Raw genomic sequence first — 17,647 nt, forward strand, 5'->3', positions numbered from 1 at the left:
CATTAAGGCGAGCCCCTCGCCAGTTTATTCAAAGTATTTGGAGATTCGTCAAATGGGTAAAATCATCGGTATTGACCTGGGTACTACCAACTCCTGCGTCGCTATTCTGGATGGCGACCATGCTCGCGTGATCGAGAACGCGGAAGGCGACCGTACTACTCCGTCCATCATTGCCTATGCCGATGACGGCGAAATCCTGGTTGGTCAGCCGGCCAAGCGTCAGGCCATCACCAACCCGAAGAACACGCTGTTCGCCATCAAGCGTCTGATCGGCCGTCGTTTCGAAGATGACGAAGTACAACGTGACCTGAAAATCATGCCGTACGCCATCGCCAAGGCCGACAACGGTGACGCCTGGGTCGAGGTGAAAGGCAAGAAAATGGCACCGCCGCAGATCTCTGCCGAAGTGCTGAAAAAGATGAAGAAAACCGCCGAAGACTATCTGGGCGAGCCGGTCACCGAAGCGGTCATCACTGTACCGGCCTACTTCAACGACGCCCAGCGTCAAGCTACCAAGGATGCCGGTCGCATCGCCGGTCTGGATGTAAAACGTATCATCAACGAACCGACTGCCGCGGCTTTCGCCTACGGCGTCAACAAGGTCAAGGGTGAGCGCAAGGTTGCCGTTTATGACCTGGGTGGCGGTACCTTCGACATCTCCATCATCGAGATCGACGAAGTGGAAGGCGAGACCACCTTCGAAGTACTGGCAACCAACGGTAACACCCACCTGGGTGGTGAAGACTTTGACAACCGCGTCATCAACTACCTGGTTGACGAGTTCAAGCGCGAGCAGGGCATCGACCTGCGCAACGACCAGCTGGCCCTGCAGCGTCTGAAAGATGCCGCCGAGAAGGCCAAGATCGAGCTCTCTTCTGCCCAGCAGACCGACGTCAACCTGCCGTACATCACTGCCGATGCCACCGGTCCGAAGCACATGAACATCAAGGTGACCCGCGCCAAGCTGGAATCCCTGGTGGAAGACATGGTGAAGGACTCTCTGGAGCCGGTTCGTGTCGCCCTGAAAGACTCCGGTCTGGCGGTTGGCGAGATCGACGACGTCATCCTGGTGGGTGGTCAGACCCGTATGCCGCTGGTTCAGAAGACCGTTGCCGAGTTCTTCGGCAAAGAGCCGCGCAAAGACGTCAACCCGGACGAAGCCGTGGCCATGGGTGCTGCCATCCAGGGTGCCGTGCTGTCCGGTGACAAGACCGACGTTCTGCTGTTGGACGTTACCCCGCTCTCCCTGGGTATCGAAACCATGGGCAGCGTGATGACTGCGCTTATCGAGAAGAACACCACCATCCCGACCAAGAAGTCCCAGGTGTTCTCCACTGCCGAAGACAACCAGTCTGCCGTGACCATTCACGTGCTGCAGGGTGAGCGTAAGCGCGCCAGCGACAACAAGTCTCTGGGCCAGTTCAACCTGGAAGGCATCCGTCCGGCACCGCGTGGTCTGCCGCAGATCGAAGTGACCTTCGACATCGACGCCAACGGCATCCTGCACGTCTCCGCCAAAGACAAGGAGACCAACAAGGAGCAGAAGATCACCATCCAGGCCTCCTCTGGTCTGTCTGATGACGAGATCGAGCGCATGGTACGTGAAGCCGAAGCCAACGCGGCCGAGGACAAGAAGTTCGAAGAGCTGGTGCAGGCCCGCAACCAGGCTGATGGTCTGGTCCACTCCGTGCGCAAGCAGGTTACCGAAGCCGGTGAAGCCCTGCCTGCCGACGACAAGACCAAGGTCGAAGCTGCACTGAGCGAGCTGGAAACCGCCATCAAGGGCGACGACAAGGCCGTTATCGAGGCCAAGCAGCAGGCACTGCTGGAAGCGTCCCAGAAGCTGATGGAGATTGCCCAGCAGCAGGCTCAGGCGCAAGGCGCCGCCGGTGCTGACGCCGGTCAGTCCTCCTCTTCCGCCAAGGCTGACGACGACGTGGTCGACGCCGAGTTCGAAGAAGTGAAAGACGACAAGAAATAAGCCCGACCCAGATGGGCGAAGTCCGCTTCGCCCATCGGCTCAGAATCTGTTCACGGTCTGTCACGAGAGGCCGTCAGCAAGGTAAAGCGCAGCGCAGGAACCGGAGTGTATGTGAATACATGAGGATTCCGAGCAGCACATGAGCCTTGATCACGGCTTCGTAGTAAGAGTGTGAGCAGATTCGTCAATGAATTTACGGGCGTTGGGTAACCAACGCCCGTCTGCGTAACTGCTGATATAGCAACAGGATAAGTATGTCGAAGCGCGATTTCTACGAAGTGCTGGGGGTATCGAAAGATGCCGACGAGCGCGAGATCAAGAAGGCGTACAAGCGTCTGGCCATGAAGTATCACCCTGATCGCAACCAGGGGGATGCCGGTGCCGAAGAGAAGTTCAAAGAGGTCAAGGAAGCTTACGAGATCCTGACCGATGCCAACCTGCGTGCCCGCTATGACCAGTACGGCCACGCCGGCGTGGATCAGAGCCAGGGTGGCGGTGGCCACGGCGGCTTTGGCGGTGGCGCCGATTTCGGCGACATCTTCGGCGACGTGTTTGGCGATATTTTCGGTGGCAGTCGTGGTGGTGGCCGTCGCGGTCCGGCCCGTGGCTCCGACCTGCGCTACACCATGGAGCTGACCCTGGAAGAGGCGGTGCGCGGGGTCTCCAAGGAGATCAAGGTACCGACTCTGGTCCACTGCGAAGTGTGCAACGGCTCCGGTGCTCACACCGGCAGCTCTGCCCAGACCTGCCCGACCTGCCACGGCTCCGGCCAGGTACAGATGCGTCAGGGCTTCTTTGCAGTGCAGCAGCCCTGCCCGCACTGTCACGGTCGCGGCAAGATCATCAAGGATCCGTGCCGCAAGTGCCATGGCGAAGGGCGCTACCAGAAGACCAAGACCCTGTCGGTCAAGATCCCGGCTGGCGTCGACACCGGCGATCGCATCCGCCTCTCCGGCGAAGGGGAAGCGGGGGAGGCCGGCGCACCGGCGGGCGATCTGTACGTACAGGTGCACGTCAAGGAGCACGAGATCTTCGTGCGTGACGGCAACAACCTCTACTGCGAAGTGCCCATCAGCTTTACCGCGGCAGCCCTCGGCGGCGAGATCGAAGTGCCGACCCTGGATGGCCGGGTCAAGCTCAAGGTCACCCCTGAGACCCAGACCGGCAAGATGTTCCGCATGCGGGGCAAGGGCGTCAAGTCCGTGCGCTCCGGCCAGGTGGGGGATCTGATGTGCAAGGTGGTGGTGGAGACCCCGGTCAAGCTGACCGAGCAGCAAAAAGAGCTGCTGCGCCAGCTGGATGAATCCTTCAGCGGTGCCGCCGCCAAGACTCACAAGCCGAAATCGGAAGGCTTCTTCGAAGGGGTGAAACGCTTCTTCGACGATCTGACCAGCTGATGTTCGCGACCCAGAAATCAAGAGCCGGCCCTGTGCCGGCTCTTTTTTTGCCCCAGCTTTAGCAAGATCCCCCGCTTATTGAGTGGATCCCGATGAGGGATCTTCCTCACAACTTCCGCCAATTCCTGCTGTACGAATGTTATCCCGCTCACACTTAAGCTGAAACGGTTTAGCTGATGTATTGAGTTAGCTAAATTGGTTTAGCTATGCTCTCGTCGTCGATAACAACAGGCCCGACCGGGCGACAGATGACAGGTGAGGACGATGACGATGTGCAAGCACAAGTTGGCGCTGGCGGTAGCGCTGGGATTGGGGATGAGCAGCCCGCTGTGGGCGGCGGATGGCGGTATCGAGGCCCGTCTGGCGGCGCTGGAGGCGCGGGTGCAGGCGGCCGAGGCGCGCGCCAACGCCGCCGAAGCGCGGGCCGATGAGGCCCAGAGCAAGGCAAACGAAGCCCGCGAGACGGCCGTGGTGGCCAAGGCCCAGAGCGAGAAGGTGGACAAGCAGACCGCCGGGGCTCAGGGCTTCGAGTTCCACGGCTATGCCCGCTCGGGCCTGCTGGTCAATGGCAATGGCAACGGCGGTCGCGGCGGCCCCTACATCACCCCGGCCGGCTCGGTGGGCGGCGCCGTGGGTCGCCTTGGCAACGAGGATGACACCTACATGGAGGCCAACCTGCTGAAGACCCAGACCTTCGCCGATGGCAGCTGGGCCCGCTACAAGTTGATGCTGGCGGACGGGGTGGAGACCAGCAACGACTGGACCGCCAGCGATTCCAGCCTCAACACCCGCCAGGTGTTTGCCGAGATCGGCGATCTGGCTAGCTTCGACGGTCCCTTCAAGCATGCTGTGCTGTGGGCGGGCAAGCGCTTCGATCGGGACAACTTCGACATCCACTGGCTTGACTCGGACGTGGTGTTCCTGGCCGGCACCGGCGGCGGCGTCTACGACGTGCAGCTGGCTGACAGCTGGAAGGCGAACTTCTCCCTCTACGGGCGCGACTACGGCGACATCAGCGCGAGCGGTCTCTCCGACATCGAGAGCTACATCCTCACCATGAACAACCGCGTCGGCAACTGGCAGTGGATGGTGAACGGCCTGTCGGCCAAGGACAACGAGGCGCGCATCAACGACGGTGGTGCCGGCAGCGAGGCGGCGAACAAGGGGGCGCACACCCTGCTGGCCTACCACGCCGACAGCTTCTTTGGCATCAACCCCGGCTTCTCCAAGGCGGCCGTGCTGTATGGCCACGGCCTGGGTGCCGAGCTCAAGGGGCTGGGTTCCGACAGCGAGCTGCTGGCGGACGCCGATGCGGTGCGAGTCGCCGTGTTTGGCGCCACCGATCTCGCGCCCCGCTGGCGTGTCGCCCCGGCCCTGCTGGCCGAGCAGAGCAAGGATCGTTACGTGAAGGGGGACGAGTACCGCTGGGTGACCCTCAATGGCCGGCTGGCCCAGGTGCTGAGCCAGAACGTCGAGCTGGTCTACGAGGCCACCTGGCAGTACATGGATCTCGATCCCAAGGGCTACAAGGGGCGTCAGGCGGTGAGTGGCGACTTCACCAAGCTCACCTTCGCCCCCACCTTCAAGGCGCAGACCGCCGGCTTCTTCGAGCGGCCCGAGTTGCGGGTATTCGCCACCTGGATGGACTGGTCCTCCGAGCTCGACCACTACGCCAGCACCGATGCCATGGGTCAGAGCAACTTCACCGCCGGGGGCGAGTGGAACTTTGGCGTGCAGATGGAAACCTGGTTCTAGTTCGTTATCCCGATCACAAAAATGGCAGCCGGCGGCGGGATCTGTTGGTTGGCTAAAACGGTTTAGCTGATAATACCAACCAACAAAACAGAGTCCGGGTTTGACTGTCGATCCGATGCAGCAGTGGAGTAGCAAGGTGACGAATCGTGTGTGGGTAATGGGGGATGCGGTGGTGGACTTGATCCCGGAAGGGGGGCAGCACTACCTCAGGTGTCCGGGGGGCGCGCCAGCCAACGTGGCGGTCGGGGTGGCCCGGCTTGGCGGAGAGTCGGCCTTTATCGGCCGGGTCGGCGCCGATCCCTTCGGCCGCTTTATGGCCGACACCCTGGCCAGCGAAGGGGTCGACACCCGTCACTTGATCCTGGATCCGGCCCATAGTACCAGCACGGTGTTGGTGGAGCTCGATGAGGCAGGGGAGCGCAGCTTCACCTTTATGGTGAGGCCCAGCGCGGATCAGTTCCTGACCCCCACCGATCTGCCGGTCTTCCAGGCCGGGCAGTGGCTGCTGACCTGCTCCATCGCGCTCGCCAACGAGCCGGTACGCGGCAGTTGTCTGCAAGCCATGGCGGCCATCAAGGCTGTCGGGGGGCGGGTCTGCTTCGACCCCAACCTGAGGCCCGAGGTGTGGGGCAACCCGGCCGAGATGCTGCCCGTGGTGCGCGAGGCCATCGCCCTCGCGGACGTGGTCAAGCTCTCGCTGGAGGAGCTGCAGCTGCTGAGCGGTCTGGACGATCTGGCTGCGGGGCTCGCCACCATTTCAGGCCCGGCCCTGGTGCTGGTGACCCGGGGGGCGGGGGGGGTGGTGGCCCGTCTGGGTGGCGAGCTGCTGGAGTGGGTGGGGCCCAAAGTGACGCCACTCGATACCACGGGGGCGGGGGATGCCTTCGTCGCCGGATTGCTGGCGGCCCTGGCCGAACGGACCTCGCTGCCCGCTCTGGATGAGCTGCCCGCCATCCTGGCCCGGGCCCACGGCTGCGGGGCGCTGGCTACCACCGCCAAGGGGGCGATGACGGCACTGCCCACCCGCACCCGGCTGGATGAATTTTTGCGATCGGGTGCAAGCGGCTGTTGATCCGCGGCTAGAGCCGCGGGTCGACAGACCCTACTCTCATGTGACAAGGGCCTGCCGACGGCGGGCCATAAGAGGAAGATTATGAATATCAGTGCGATAGCCAAGGATCTGGTGCCCCTGCTCGGGGGCAAGGAGAACATCGTCAGCGCCGCCCACTGCGCCACCCGGCTGCGGTTGGTGTTGGCGGACGACAGCAAGGTGAACAAGGCCGCCATCGACAAGCTGGAGGGGGTCAAGGGGTGCTTCAGCAACGCCGGCCAGATCCAGGTGATCTTCGGCACCGGCCTGGTCAACAAGGTCCATGCGGAGTTCGTGGCGCTGACCGGCGCCGGCACCGCCAGCAAGGCGGAGCTGACCGACCTGGCGGCGGCCAAGCTCAACGTGGCCCAGCGCCTGGCGCGGACCCTCTCCAACATCTTCGTGCCCATCATTCCGGCCATCGTCGCCTCCGGCCTGCTGATGGGGCTGCTCGGCATGGTGCGCACCTATGGCTGGGTCAACGCCGACAGCGCCCTCTTCATCATGCTGGACATGTTCAGCTCGGCGGCCTTCGTCATCCTGCCCATCCTCATCGGGTTCACCGCGGCGCGCGAATTCGGCGGCAACCCCTATCTGGGGGCGACGCTGGGTGGCATTCTCACCCACCCGGCCCTCACCAACGCCTGGGGCGTGGCGGGGGGCTTCAAGACCATGGACTTCTTCGGGCTGGACGTGGCCATGATCGGCTATCAGGGCACTGTCTTCCCGGTGCTGTTGGCGGTCTGGTTCATGTCCCACCTGGAGAAACAGCTGAGAAGGCGCGTCCCCGACGCCCTGGATCTCATCCTCACGCCGTTTCTGACCGTCATCATCACCGGCTTCGTGGCGCTGCTCTTCATCGGCCCCGCCGGGCGGGTGCTGGGGGATGGCATCTCGTTCGGCCTGAGCGCCCTCTATGAACAGGCGGGCTGGCTGGCGGGTCTGGTGTTTGGCGGGACTTATTCGCTTATCGTCATCACCGGCATCCACCACAGCTTCCACGCCATCGAGGCGGGCCTGCTGGCGAACCCTGCCATCGGCGTCAACTTCCTGCTGCCCATCTGGGCCATGGCCAACGTGGCCCAGGGCGGCGCCTGTCTCGCGGTCTACTTCAAGACCCGCGACGTGAAGATCAAGGCCATCACGGTGCCGGCGGCCATGTCCTGCCTGCTCGGCATCACGGAGGCGGCCATCTTCGGGGTCAACCTGCGCTACATCAAGCCCTTCCTGGCCGGTCTGTTCGGCGGGGCCTGCGGCGGCGCCTACGTGGTGGCGGCCAAGGTGGGGATGACGGCGGTGGGTCTGACCGGCATTCCGGGCATGGCCATCGTCCAGCCCATGAGCCTCATCCACTACGTCATCGGCCTGGTGATCGCCTTTGGCGCCGCCTTCGCCGCCTCCTACCTGCTCAAGTACAAGGTGGAGTGATGAAGGAAAGCCATCTCCTCAAGCAGGTTGTCCGGTCCCTGCTGGCCGGCCAGCTCAAGGCAGCGGCCGATCCCCATCGGCCCCGCTGGCACCTGGCAGCCCCGGTGGGGCTGCTCAACGATCCCAACGGCTTTATCGAGCACGACGGGCGCTACCACCTCTTCTACCAGTGGAACCCGCTGGGTTGCGTACACGCCAACAAGGGTTGGGGCCACGTCACCTCCACCGACCTGCTGCACTGGCAGCACGAGCTGCCGGCCCTGCTGCCCATCGAGCCCTACGAGCAGAGCGGCTGCTACTCCGGCTCGGCGGTGAGCGACGAGCAGGGGCGCCTGACCCTCATCTACACCGGCAACGTCAAGTACGCGGACGGTAGCCGCACTGCCTACCAGTGCCTGGCCCGCGCCGACGGCATGGGGGGCTTTGCCAAGCTGGGGCCCGTGCTGGAATTGCCCGCAGGCTACAGCGGCCATGTGCGCGACCCCAAGGTGTGGCACGACGGCCGGCAGTGGCTGATGGTGCTGGGGGCCCGCACCCTGGATGACAAGGGGGAAGTGCTGCTCTATCGCGGTGACACCCTGGCGGCCTGGACCCTGGTCGGCCCCATCGCCGGCAGTGGGCGCGGGGGCCTTGGCGAGTTCGGCTATATGTGGGAGTGCCCAGATCTGTTTGCTCTTGGTGAGCGCCATGTGCTGATCAGCTGCCCCCAGGGCATAGCGCCCCAAGGGGAGGATTATCGCAACCTCTACCAGTGTGGCTGGCTGGCGGGCGACTTCGATGGCACACAGTTCGAGCACGGGGCCTTCCACGAGCTGGACCGAGGCTTCGAGTTCTATGCGCCCCAGACCACCCAGGACAGCCAGGGGCGGCGTCTGCTGTTCGCCTGGCTGGGATTGCCGGAGGAGAACGAGATGAGCCAGCCTACCCTCGGGCACGGCTGGATCCACCAGATGAGCTGCCCGCGGGAGCTGTTCTGGCAGGACGACTGGCTCTGTCAGCGGCCGGTGGCGGAGATAGAGACGCTGAAGGGGGAGCCGACTCGCTTCGAGGGGGCGCCGGGCGAGCTGCCAGCCCTGGCCATCGACTCGGCCTGGCTGGACCTGGCCTTGAGCGGGGAGGGGCGCCTCGGGTTCGGCGCCGTGGCCGAGCTGGTGTGGCAGCCGGGGCGTCTTGTCCTGCGTCGTCAGAACTGGCAGAGCGGGGAGTGGGAGGAGCGATCCTGCCCCTGGCTTGGGGGGAGCATCACCGTCTTGTGCGATCGCTCCAGTCTGGAGTGCTTCGTGGATGGCGGTCGCCAGACCCTGTCTACCCGCTATTTCCCCGGTGAAAACCCAATACTTTCCGCACGTTGTGACGGTGATGACAGCAAAATTTGCCTCGATCACTGGCCGCTGGCGGCCTGCCTTGTACAATAGCCCGGTGTCAGTTTGCCGGGAGGTCAGGTGGAGAAGAAGAAACGGATCACGATTGCCCAGATAGCCACGCTCGCGGGGGTCTCCAAGGCCACCGCCAGCCTGGTGCTCAACGGCAAGAGTGCGGAGTACCGCATCGCCGACGACACTCGCAAGCGGATCCAGGCGGTGGCGGACGAGTGCCACTACCAGCCGAGCATCCATGCCCGCTCCCTGCGGGAGACGCGCAGTTACACCTGGGGACTGGTGATCCCCGACCTCACCAACTTCGGTTTCGCCAGCATCGCCCGGGCCCTGGAGGCCCACTGCCGGGAGGCGGGGATCCAGCTGCTCATCGCCTGCTCGGAGGATGACCCCACCCTGGAGCAGCGGGTGGTGGACAACCTTATCAGCCGTCAGGTGGACGGCCTTATCGTCGCCTCGAGCGGCCACAGCGACGACATCTATGCCCGCATTCACGACCGTCTGCCGGTGGTGCAGCTCGACCGCCACATCGGCGAGTCGCGCCTGCCCATGGTGATCTCGGATGCCTGCAAGGCCACCGCCGAGCTGGTACAGGACATGGCGGCCGGCTGTGGAGAGGAGATCTACTACTTCGGCGGCCTGCTGGATCTCTCCCCCAGCCGCCACCGGCTGGCGGGTTACGAGCTGGGGCTGCACCGCGCCGGACTGGAGGCCACATCAGACCGGGTCCGTCACCGCGACTACCAGCCAAGCTCGGGTTATCAGCTGATGGCCGAGCTGGTGGCCGAGCTCGGCGCGCCACCCAAGGGGCTCTTCACCGCCTCCTTCACCCTGCTCGAAGGGGTGCTGCGCTACCTCAACGAGGCGGGGCTGATGGAGACGGGCATGCGGCTGTGCACCTTCGACGATCATGACCTGCTCGACTGCATCCCCATGCGCATCGACTCGGTGGCCCAGGACTGCCCGGCCCTGGCTCGCGCCGCCTTCGAGCTGATGCAACAGCTTATCGCGGGCAATCCCCCCACCCAGACCGCCCAGGTCATCCCCCCCAGGGTGCGCTGGCGCAGCCGCCGCTAACCCGGAAAGATGAAAAAGCCCCGCCAGTGCGGGGCTTTTTGCTGTGGGGCGAGGGCTCGCCTCAATCCGTGGTGCTGGCGCGCCAGAACACCTGCTTGATGTGAGGGTGGATGCCGAGCTTCACCATCAGGGCGTCCAGCTCGTCGCCATCGATGGAGGTGGCCAGCAGCACCGCGGATATCTCCAGATCCCGCTCGCCGAAGGGCTCGATGTCGAGCTCGCTCAGCGGATAGTTGGCCTGCTCCAGCATCTCTTCCAGCCAGTGCAGCACCTCCTTCTGGTATTCGCGCTGGGTGAGGGCCGTGACGCGGTAGGTCACCTCTGTGTCTGTGTTGTCCACCGGGCGGCGGTTGATCTGGTTCACCAGCGGGCGCAGCAGGGTGTTGGCGGCCAGCACGAACAGGGCGCCGAGGATCGCCTCCATGGCCAGCCCGGCCCCGCTGGCGGCACCGACCGCGGCCACTCCCCACAGGGTGGCGGCGGTGTTGATGCCGCGGATGTTGCCGGATTCGCGCATGATGACGCCGGCGCCGAGAAAACCGATGCCGGAGACGATGTAGGCCACCACGTGCACCACCCCGTAGGTGCCGCCGTGCAGGTCATAGATGCGCTGGGCCAGGTTGACGAACAGGGCCGCGCCCACCGCCACCAGCACATTGGTGCGCAGGCCCGCGGTACGCTGGCGGTACTGACGCTCCAGCCCCACCAGACTGCCGAGCACGAAGGCGAGCAGCAGGCTGGCCAGGGTGTCGAGCAGGGAAATCATGTCCAATTGTTGCCACATTCTCATGGCGTACTCCTTCTGTTGCAGATGGCCTTCCTGAAGGCGGGCGAGGGTTCCCTTGCCTGATCCCCGTGCGTGAAGGCCATCACCTCATCGAAAAAACGCACGGAAAGCCCGACCCGGCCATGCAGGATGGCGGGCTGGGCTGCGAAACGGATTGAAAGGGGCCAGCGTGGCTGGCCCCGGTTATGGCTTGCTCAATTGAGCGCCGGTTCAGGGTCGCGGCGCGGATGCAGCTCCCAGCGAACCGGGTGATGTACCCCCACCTGGTGCACGAACTGCACCAGATAGCGCCGCTGGGGCGGGGTGCAGTGCAGATTGAGCACCAGCTCCCGCCCGCCGCTGCGACCGGGTCGCAGGGACTGCAGGGGGTGCAGGCCCGCCGGTTGCAGGGTGTGGTTCACCAGATCCAGCACCTGCTCCATGTCGGCCCGATCCTCGCAACGGATCTGCAGCCGGTAGTGGTGCTGGCGCTCCTTGCCACGCAGCCAGAGCGGCAACAGGCCGCGACCCAGTCTGCTCAGCAGGGGGTGAGTCCGGTTGGTTACGGACAGGGTTGAAATAAAACGCATAGCAGCCTCCTTGTGGGAAGCAGAAACTATGCAGGCATGGCGGCCATGGCTTTTGGCCAATGGTCACCAGACGTCAAGTGTAAAAAGAGAAGAGGGGAGTGGATTTCCGCTTCTCGCAGGGCTGCGAGCATGCGGCAGAGGATGACCTGCGGCTAGCTCGCGACCCGGGTACCGACGACGAGGGTCGGTCTACAACTGTCACTTGATGAGTTGCCCACTGATGGTCTCCGCTGTTGATGGACGGCCTGATGGTACTCATCCAGAGCGGTGGGGTAAAGCCTCATCGCCCATTTAGCAACATTTAGATACAAGTTCGTCAATAGTCGGGGCCGGCTGGCTACCTCCGTGGCCATAGGAGGGCGGCGAGATGCCCCGCCCCCCCATCTCGCCCCAGATGGCAGGTTTTTCTCTACCTTGGCGCGCCGCTATTTCAGCCCCAGCCGTTTGAGGATCATCGCGGCCGGGCAGAAGCCGGTGAAGGCGCTCTGGATCAGGTTGACCCCGACAAAGACGCTCAGCCAGACAAAGCCCGGGTGCACCCAGGCGGTGAGCAGCAGCGACAGCAACAGCATGCAGCCCGCGACCACTCTTACTCCGTTTTCTACTGTCATGACCTTCTCCTTAGTTAATTTAGATATTGCTAATTTAGTGTCACTTTATACAATAGAACCAAATATCAGCAATTGCTAATTTACTCCCATGAGCCAATTCGACGAGATGAACAGACACGCGACGGCCGCCGCCTCCCTGCTCAAGGCGCTGGCTCATCCCGAACGCCTGATGGTGCTCTGTCAGTTGGTGGAGGGGGAGAAGGGAGTCGGGGAGCTGCTGGCCCGCAGCCAGCTAGGCCAGTCGGCCTTCTCCCAGCAACTGTCGGTATTGAAGCGCCAGGGTCTTGTCCGCTCGCGCAAGGTCTCCCAGCAGATCTACTACTCGCTGGTGAGCGAGGCGGCCGCCGATGTGCTGGCGGCGCTGCAAACCCATTTTTGTCACTCAGAAAATAAGGAATCTTGATGATGGAAAGCCAATGGCTGCTCTCCCTGGGGGGCGGCATGCTGGTGGGGCTCGCGGCCCTGATCCTGATGCTGTGCAACGGCCGGGTGGCCGGGATCAGCGGCATCCTGGCCGGTGCGCTGCAACACAGGGCGCCGTGGCGACTGCTCTTCCTGCTGGGGTTGGGAGCGGGGGCCTGGCTGGCACTGACGCTGGGTTGGGCCAGCATGCCTGCATTCACCGCACTGCCCGCCTGGCCGTTGGTGCTGCTGGCCGGTCTGCTGGTGGGCATCGGCACGCGTTTTGGCAATGGCTGCACCAGTGGCCACGGCATCTGCGGCATGGGGCGGCTCTCCGTGCGCTCCATAGTGGCGACCCTCACCTTCATGGCAACCGGTGTGCTGACCGTGTTTCTGACTCATCATCTCTTCTAGGAGGCTATTGCGATGACCTTGTTGACAAGTCTGCTCGCCGGTTTGCTGTTTGGTCTGGGTCTGGCCATCTCAGGCATGATAGACCCCGCCCGGGTCACCGGTTTTCTCGATCTGGCCGGCGCCTGGGATCCCAGCCTGGGATTCGTGATGGGGGGTGCCCTGCTGGTCTTCATGCCGGGATATTTCTTGCTGGTGAAGCCACGGCGCCTGAGCCTGCTGGGAGAGCCCATGGCTGTGGTGCCTGCCACCAAGCTGGATCGCCGCCTCATCGGGGGATCTGCCCTGTTCGGCATAGGTTGGGGATTGGTGGGGATCTGCCCGGGGCCTGCCTTGAGTCTCATTTCCAGTGGCCAGCCCATGATATTGTTGTTCGTAGCCGCCATGGTGGCCGGGATCTTGCTGGTTGATCGGGTCCTGGTGAAGGTGCGGGAGAAGCGCTGCCACGTTCGCTCCGCCTGAATGGATTGCCCCCGCTGCCGGGGAAGGAGGACTATCATGGAACCGATCCGCTTGCCGGGGGCCATCCTGCTGGCCGTGACCTCTGCGCTTGTCTCTCCCATGACGCTGTCGACGGCATGGTCTGCCGAGGCGAATGGCGAGGCGACCCTGACTCTGGCTCCCCGTCAGGTGACCGACTGGCTCACCCTGGATGGCACCGTCAGTGCCATCCATCAGGGGACGGTGGCGGCCCAGACCGGCGGTCGGGTCTCCCGCATGCTGGTGGATGTGAACGATGAGGTGGTGGCCGGACAGCCCCTGCTGGAGATCAGCGGCAAGGAGCAGTTTGCCGCCGTGACCGGCGCCGAGGCGCGATTGGCCCGGGCCCAGGCCCAGCAGGTGGAAGCCGAGCGCCAGCTCGCCCGCTTCCAGGCGCTGATTGCCAAGGGGGTGATCACCCGCGCCCAGCTCGACAGCGCCCTGGCGAGCGACAGATCTGCCCGCGCCGAGGTGAACGCCGCCGAGGCCGCCCTCACCCAGGCCCGGGAGGCCTACGGCTATACCCGTATCCTCGCCCCCTACGCCGGGGTCGTCACCAAGCGACTGGTGGAGCTGGGGGAGACAGTGGCCCCCGGTACCCCGCTGCTCTCCGGCTTTTCCCTTGATGCCCTGCGGGTGGAGGTGGAGCTGCCCCAGTCCGCGCTGGCCCTCGCCGGCCAGCCGTCGGATGCGCAGGTGCTGCTGCCGGATGGCAGGGCCGTTACCCCCCTCAAACTGACCCGCTTCAACTATGCCGACAGCCAGAGCCACGCCTTTCGGCTGCGCCTCGATCTGCCGCCGAGCACGGCGGGGGTGCTGCCCGGCATGTGGCTCAAGGTGCAGCTCAAACAGGGCGAATGTCAGCTGCTGCAGGTGCCGGAGCAGGCCCTGCTGCGGCAGGGTGAGTTCAGCGGTCTCTACCTGAAGGAAGGAGAGCGCTGGGTGCTGACGCCGGTGCGGGTCGGCCATTGCCAGGCAGGGCAGTGCGAGATCCTGGCGGGCGTCCAGAGCGGCGATCGGGTGGCTCCGGATGGCTGGGCGCGCCAGCAGGCGGTGGCCCATGAGTAACGACGCTCACGACAGCAAGAACAAACTGGGGCCAGCCGGCCGGTTGGCGGCCCTGTTTCAGGGCTCGGCCATCACACCGTTGCTGGCGCTGGTGGGGCTCTTGCTCGGCCTCTTTGCGGTGCTGGTAACCCCCAAGGAGGAGGAGCCGCAGATCGATGTCACCTTCGCCGACGTCTATATCCCTTTCCCGGGCGCCAGCCCCGCCGAGGTCGAATCCCTCGTCACCACCCCGGCCGAGCAGGTGGTCTCCCAGATAAAGGGTATTGATACCCTCTACTCCTTCTCTCGCCCGGACGGCGCCCTGCTGGTGGTGGTGTTCAAGGTGGGGGTGAGCCGTGAGCAGGCCATCGTGGATCTCAACAACCAGCTCGACTCGAACCGGGACTGGCTGCCCCAGGGGCTTGGCGTCGGCCAGCCGCTGGTCAAACCCAGGGGGATCGACGATGTGCCCATCGTCAGCCTGACGCTCTGGGGCAAGCAGCTGGGGGCCGCCGAGCTGACCCGGGTCGCCCACGAGCTGGAGACCGAGCTCAAGCGATTGCCCGGCACCCGCGATATCTACAGCCTGGGCGGCCAGCGCGCCGTGCTGCGGGTGATGTCGGATCCGGCCGCCCTCAGCGCCCACGGCATCAGCTGGGGCGAGCTCAGCCAGCGGCTCGCCGCCGCCAACCAGGCGGGCAACGAGCAGGCCGTGGTGCAGGACAACCGGGAGATCAAGGTGCAGGTGGGGCAGTTCCTGCAAAACGAGCAGGAGGCCCGCGAGCTGGTGGTGGGCCTGCACGATGGCAAGCCGGTCTACCTCGGCGAGGTGGCCCAGGTGGCGCTTGGGGAGGAGACCCCGGTGCAGCGCAGCTGGATGGGGCAGGGTGAGCAGAGCTATCCGGCGGTGACCCTGGCCATCGGCAAGCAGCCGGGGCAGAACGCGGTGGAGGTGGCCAAGCGGGTGGAGGCCCGGGTCGAGAGTCTCAAGAACCGGCTCATCCCGGCCGGCGTCGAGGTGACGGTGACCCGGGACTATGGCGTCACCGCCGAGACCAAATCCAACACCCTCATCGGCAAGCTCATCTTCGCCACCACCGCGGTGGTGCTGCTGGTGCTGGTGAGCATGGGCTGGCGCGAGGCGCTGGTGGTGGGCATCGCCATCGTCATCACCCTGGCACTGACCCTCTTTGCCAGCTGGGCGTGGGGCTTTACCCTCAACCGGGTGTCCCTCTTTGCCCTTATCTTCTCCATCGGCATCCTGGTGGATGACGCCATCGTGGTGGTGGAGAACATCCACCGCCATCGCGGCCTTGGCAAGGGCTCCCTCAGGGACCTTATTCCGGGCGCGGTGGACGAGGTGGGGGGGCCGACCATACTGGCGACCCTGACCGTGATCGCGGCCCTGCTGCCGATGGCGTTTGTCAGCGGCCTGATGGGCCCCTATATGAGCCCCATTCCCATCAATGCCAGCATGGGGATGCTTATCTCGCTGCTGGTGGCCTTTATCTTCTCCCCCTGGCTGGCCAATCACCTGCTCAAGCGCGAGGGGCATGTCGCCCACGGCGAGGCCAGGGCGGGCCTCTTTCACCGGCTGATGACCCCCTTCCTGATGGGGGCGGGTGCCAAAAGAGCGAGACATAAGCTTTGGCTGGTCATTCTGCTGCTGGTGGCGGGAGCGGCCGCCATGCCCGTGGTGCAGTGGGTGGTGCTCAAGATGCTCCCCTTCGACAACAAGTCGGAATTCCAGCTGGTGCTCGACATGCCGGAGGGAGCGACCCTGGAGCAGACCGAGCGCACCCTGCTGGCGGTGGGTCGGGAGCTGGCCAGGGTGCCCGAGGTGCGGGATTACCAGATTTACGCCGGCAGCGCCGCCCCCATCAACTTCAACGGACTGGTGCGCCACTACTTCATCCGCAGTGGCGCCAACTTGGGGGATATTCAGGTCAATCTGGTAGACAAACACGATCGCCATCGCAGCAGCCACCAGATTGCCCAGTCGGTGCGGGCGCCGCTGCAGGCCATCGCCAGCGCGGCAGGAGGCAATCTCAAGGTGGTAGAAGTGCCCCCAGGCCCGCCGGTCTGGTCACCCATCGTCGCCGAAGTGTATGGCCCCACGCCGGAGCTGCGTGAAGCGGCGGCGCGCGCCGTAGAGGCCCGCTTCGTGGCGACGGCGGATCTGGTGGATGTGGACATCTATCTGACCGACCCCCAGCCCAAGTGGCGGCTGGTGGTGGATCGCAGCAAGGCGGCCCGCTTCGGGGTCGATCTCGGCGATCTGGTGGCCACCCTCAACGGCGGCGTCGGCTATCAGGATGCCAGCTGGTTTCATGGTCAGGGCACCAAGTACCCGATACCGATCCGTGTCGAGCTCGCCCCCGGCGACAAGCGGGATCTGGCTGGCATCCTGGCGCTCAAGGTGCGCAGTCAGAGCGGCCAGCTCATCCGGGTCTCCGAGCTGGTGAGCCGCCGTGACGAGGTGGCGCCCAGCTACATCATGCACAAGAACATGCGGCCCATGGTGATGGTGGTGGCCGACATGGGGGGCCATGCCGACAGCCCGCTCTACGGCATGTTTGCCGCCGGAGCCGATATCACTCTGTCCCAGTATTACGTGCAGCAGCCCGACAAGCTGGGAGAGGTGGCGCTGTTGTGGGACGGGGAGTGGAAGATCACCTACGAGACCTTCCGCGACATGGGCATTGCCTACGGAGTAGGGATGATCCTTATCTACCTGCTGGTGGTGGCCCAGTTCCGCTCCTATCTGGTGCCGCTCATCATCATGGCCCCCATCCCGCTCACCCTGATCGGGGTGATGCCGGGCCACGCCCTGCTGGGGGCCCAGTTCACCGCCACCTCGATGATTGGCATGATAGCCCTGGCCGGGATCATAGTGCGCAACAGCATACTGCTGGTGGATTTCATCGAGCAGCAGCGCAGCGCCGGCATGGCGTTCGAGCAGGCGGTGATCGGCGCCGCTCAGGTGCGGGCCAAGCCCATCCTGCTGACGGCGCTGGCGGCCATGATCGGAGCCCTGTTTATCCTCGATGATCCCATCTTCAACGGGCTGGCTATCAGCCTGATCTTCGGCATTCTGGTCTCCACCCTGCTCACCCTGGTGGTGATCCCGCTGCTCTACTACAGCCTGATGTCGCGCCGGGCGGAGGGGGGCACGGCAGATGTGCCGGGCGCACAATGACAGAAGGGCCACCCGGGTGGCCCTTCTCGTTTCACAC

General features: G+C 64.4%; 15 protein-coding genes. 12 read left to right on the forward strand and 3 right to left on the reverse strand.

What is annotated here, in order from left to right:
* Positions 1–52: 52 nt before the first annotated feature.
* The 7 genes from dnaK to AB5Y98_RS03180 all read left to right on the forward strand — a co-directional run bounded on the left by dnaK (position 53) and on the right by AB5Y98_RS03180 (position 10,104).
* Positions 53–1,981: a molecular chaperone DnaK gene (gene dnaK / locus AB5Y98_RS03150; protein ID WP_005303009.1), complete on the forward strand. Its 1,929-nt coding sequence runs from the start codon at positions 53–55 to the stop codon at positions 1,979–1,981.
* 254 nt (positions 1,982–2,235) lie between these two features.
* Entirely contained in the window at positions 2,236–3,378 is a 1,143-nt protein-coding gene (dnaJ, locus tag AB5Y98_RS03155; RefSeq protein WP_005303007.1) for a molecular chaperone DnaJ, read from the forward strand.
* A gap of 264 nt (positions 3,379–3,642) precedes the next feature.
* A complete protein-coding gene (locus AB5Y98_RS03160) occupies positions 3,643–5,133 on the forward strand; it encodes a carbohydrate porin (protein ID WP_368231315.1) in 1,491 nt (496 codons plus the stop codon).
* Between the two features lie 115 nt (positions 5,134–5,248).
* Positions 5,249–6,205 carry an aminoimidazole riboside kinase gene (locus AB5Y98_RS03165; protein WP_319906555.1) on the forward strand — a complete coding sequence of 319 codons (957 nt, stop codon included), beginning with the start codon at positions 5,249–5,251 and terminating at the stop codon, positions 6,203–6,205.
* 81 nt (positions 6,206–6,286) lie between these two features.
* Positions 6,287–7,651, forward strand: coding sequence for a sucrose-specific PTS transporter subunit IIBC (locus tag AB5Y98_RS03170; RefSeq protein ID WP_005303002.1), 1,365 nt, complete (start codon positions 6,287–6,289; stop codon positions 7,649–7,651).
* Complete coding sequence (locus AB5Y98_RS03175) at positions 7,651–9,066, forward strand: glycoside hydrolase family 32 protein (protein WP_368231316.1); 1,416 nt, start codon at positions 7,651–7,653, stop codon at positions 9,064–9,066. Before AB5Y98_RS03170 ends, AB5Y98_RS03175 begins: the two co-directional genes overlap by 1 nt.
* A gap of 27 nt (positions 9,067–9,093) precedes the next feature.
* Positions 9,094–10,104: a substrate-binding domain-containing protein gene (locus AB5Y98_RS03180; protein ID WP_017765699.1), complete on the forward strand. Its 1,011-nt coding sequence runs from the start codon at positions 9,094–9,096 to the stop codon at positions 10,102–10,104.
* A gap of 61 nt (positions 10,105–10,165) precedes the next feature.
* On the opposite strand, the gene AB5Y98_RS03185 is transcribed toward AB5Y98_RS03180, so the two are convergent.
* From AB5Y98_RS03185 to AB5Y98_RS03195, 3 genes are all read right to left on the reverse strand, one after another.
* On the reverse strand, positions 10,166–10,894 hold the full coding sequence (locus AB5Y98_RS03185) for an MgtC/SapB family protein (protein WP_005302996.1): 729 nt from the start codon (positions 10,892–10,894) through the stop codon (positions 10,166–10,168).
* A 191-nt stretch (positions 10,895–11,085) separates the two neighbouring features.
* On the reverse strand, positions 11,086–11,460 hold the full coding sequence (locus AB5Y98_RS03190; protein ID WP_005302994.1) for a hypothetical protein: 375 nt from the start codon (positions 11,458–11,460) through the stop codon (positions 11,086–11,088).
* 425 nt (positions 11,461–11,885) lie between these two features.
* The gene (locus AB5Y98_RS03195) at positions 11,886–12,071 is read right to left on the reverse strand and encodes a DUF2892 domain-containing protein (RefSeq protein WP_005302992.1); all 186 of its coding nucleotides are present in this window, start codon (positions 12,069–12,071) and stop codon (positions 11,886–11,888) included.
* An 88-nt stretch (positions 12,072–12,159) separates the two neighbouring features.
* On the opposite strand from AB5Y98_RS03195, the gene AB5Y98_RS03200 reads away from it, so the two are divergent.
* From AB5Y98_RS03200 to AB5Y98_RS03220, 5 genes are read left to right on the forward strand one after another with little or no spacing between them, the layout of a single operon-like run.
* Positions 12,160–12,474: a helix-turn-helix transcriptional regulator gene (locus tag AB5Y98_RS03200; protein ID WP_010633372.1), complete on the forward strand. Its 315-nt coding sequence runs from the start codon at positions 12,160–12,162 to the stop codon at positions 12,472–12,474.
* A complete protein-coding gene (locus AB5Y98_RS03205) occupies positions 12,474–12,887 on the forward strand; it encodes a YeeE/YedE family protein (protein ID WP_010633373.1) in 414 nt (137 codons plus the stop codon). The genes AB5Y98_RS03200 and AB5Y98_RS03205 overlap by 1 nt, the downstream gene beginning before the upstream one ends.
* Before the next feature lie 12 nt (positions 12,888–12,899).
* A complete protein-coding gene (locus tag AB5Y98_RS03210) occupies positions 12,900–13,346 on the forward strand; it encodes a DUF6691 family protein (RefSeq protein ID WP_368231317.1) in 447 nt (148 codons plus the stop codon).
* A 36-nt stretch (positions 13,347–13,382) separates the two neighbouring features.
* Entirely contained in the window at positions 13,383–14,432 is a 1,050-nt protein-coding gene (locus tag AB5Y98_RS03215) for an efflux RND transporter periplasmic adaptor subunit (RefSeq protein WP_368231318.1), read from the forward strand.
* Positions 14,425–17,610: an efflux RND transporter permease subunit gene (locus tag AB5Y98_RS03220; protein WP_368231319.1), complete on the forward strand. Its 3,186-nt coding sequence runs from the start codon at positions 14,425–14,427 to the stop codon at positions 17,608–17,610. Before AB5Y98_RS03215 ends, AB5Y98_RS03220 begins: the two co-directional genes overlap by 8 nt.
* Positions 17,611–17,647 lie beyond the last annotated feature (37 nt).

The sequence above is a fragment of the Aeromonas sp. s3 genome (assembly GCF_040907805.1).
Classification (GTDB): domain Bacteria; phylum Pseudomonadota; class Gammaproteobacteria; order Enterobacterales; family Aeromonadaceae; genus Aeromonas; species Aeromonas dhakensis.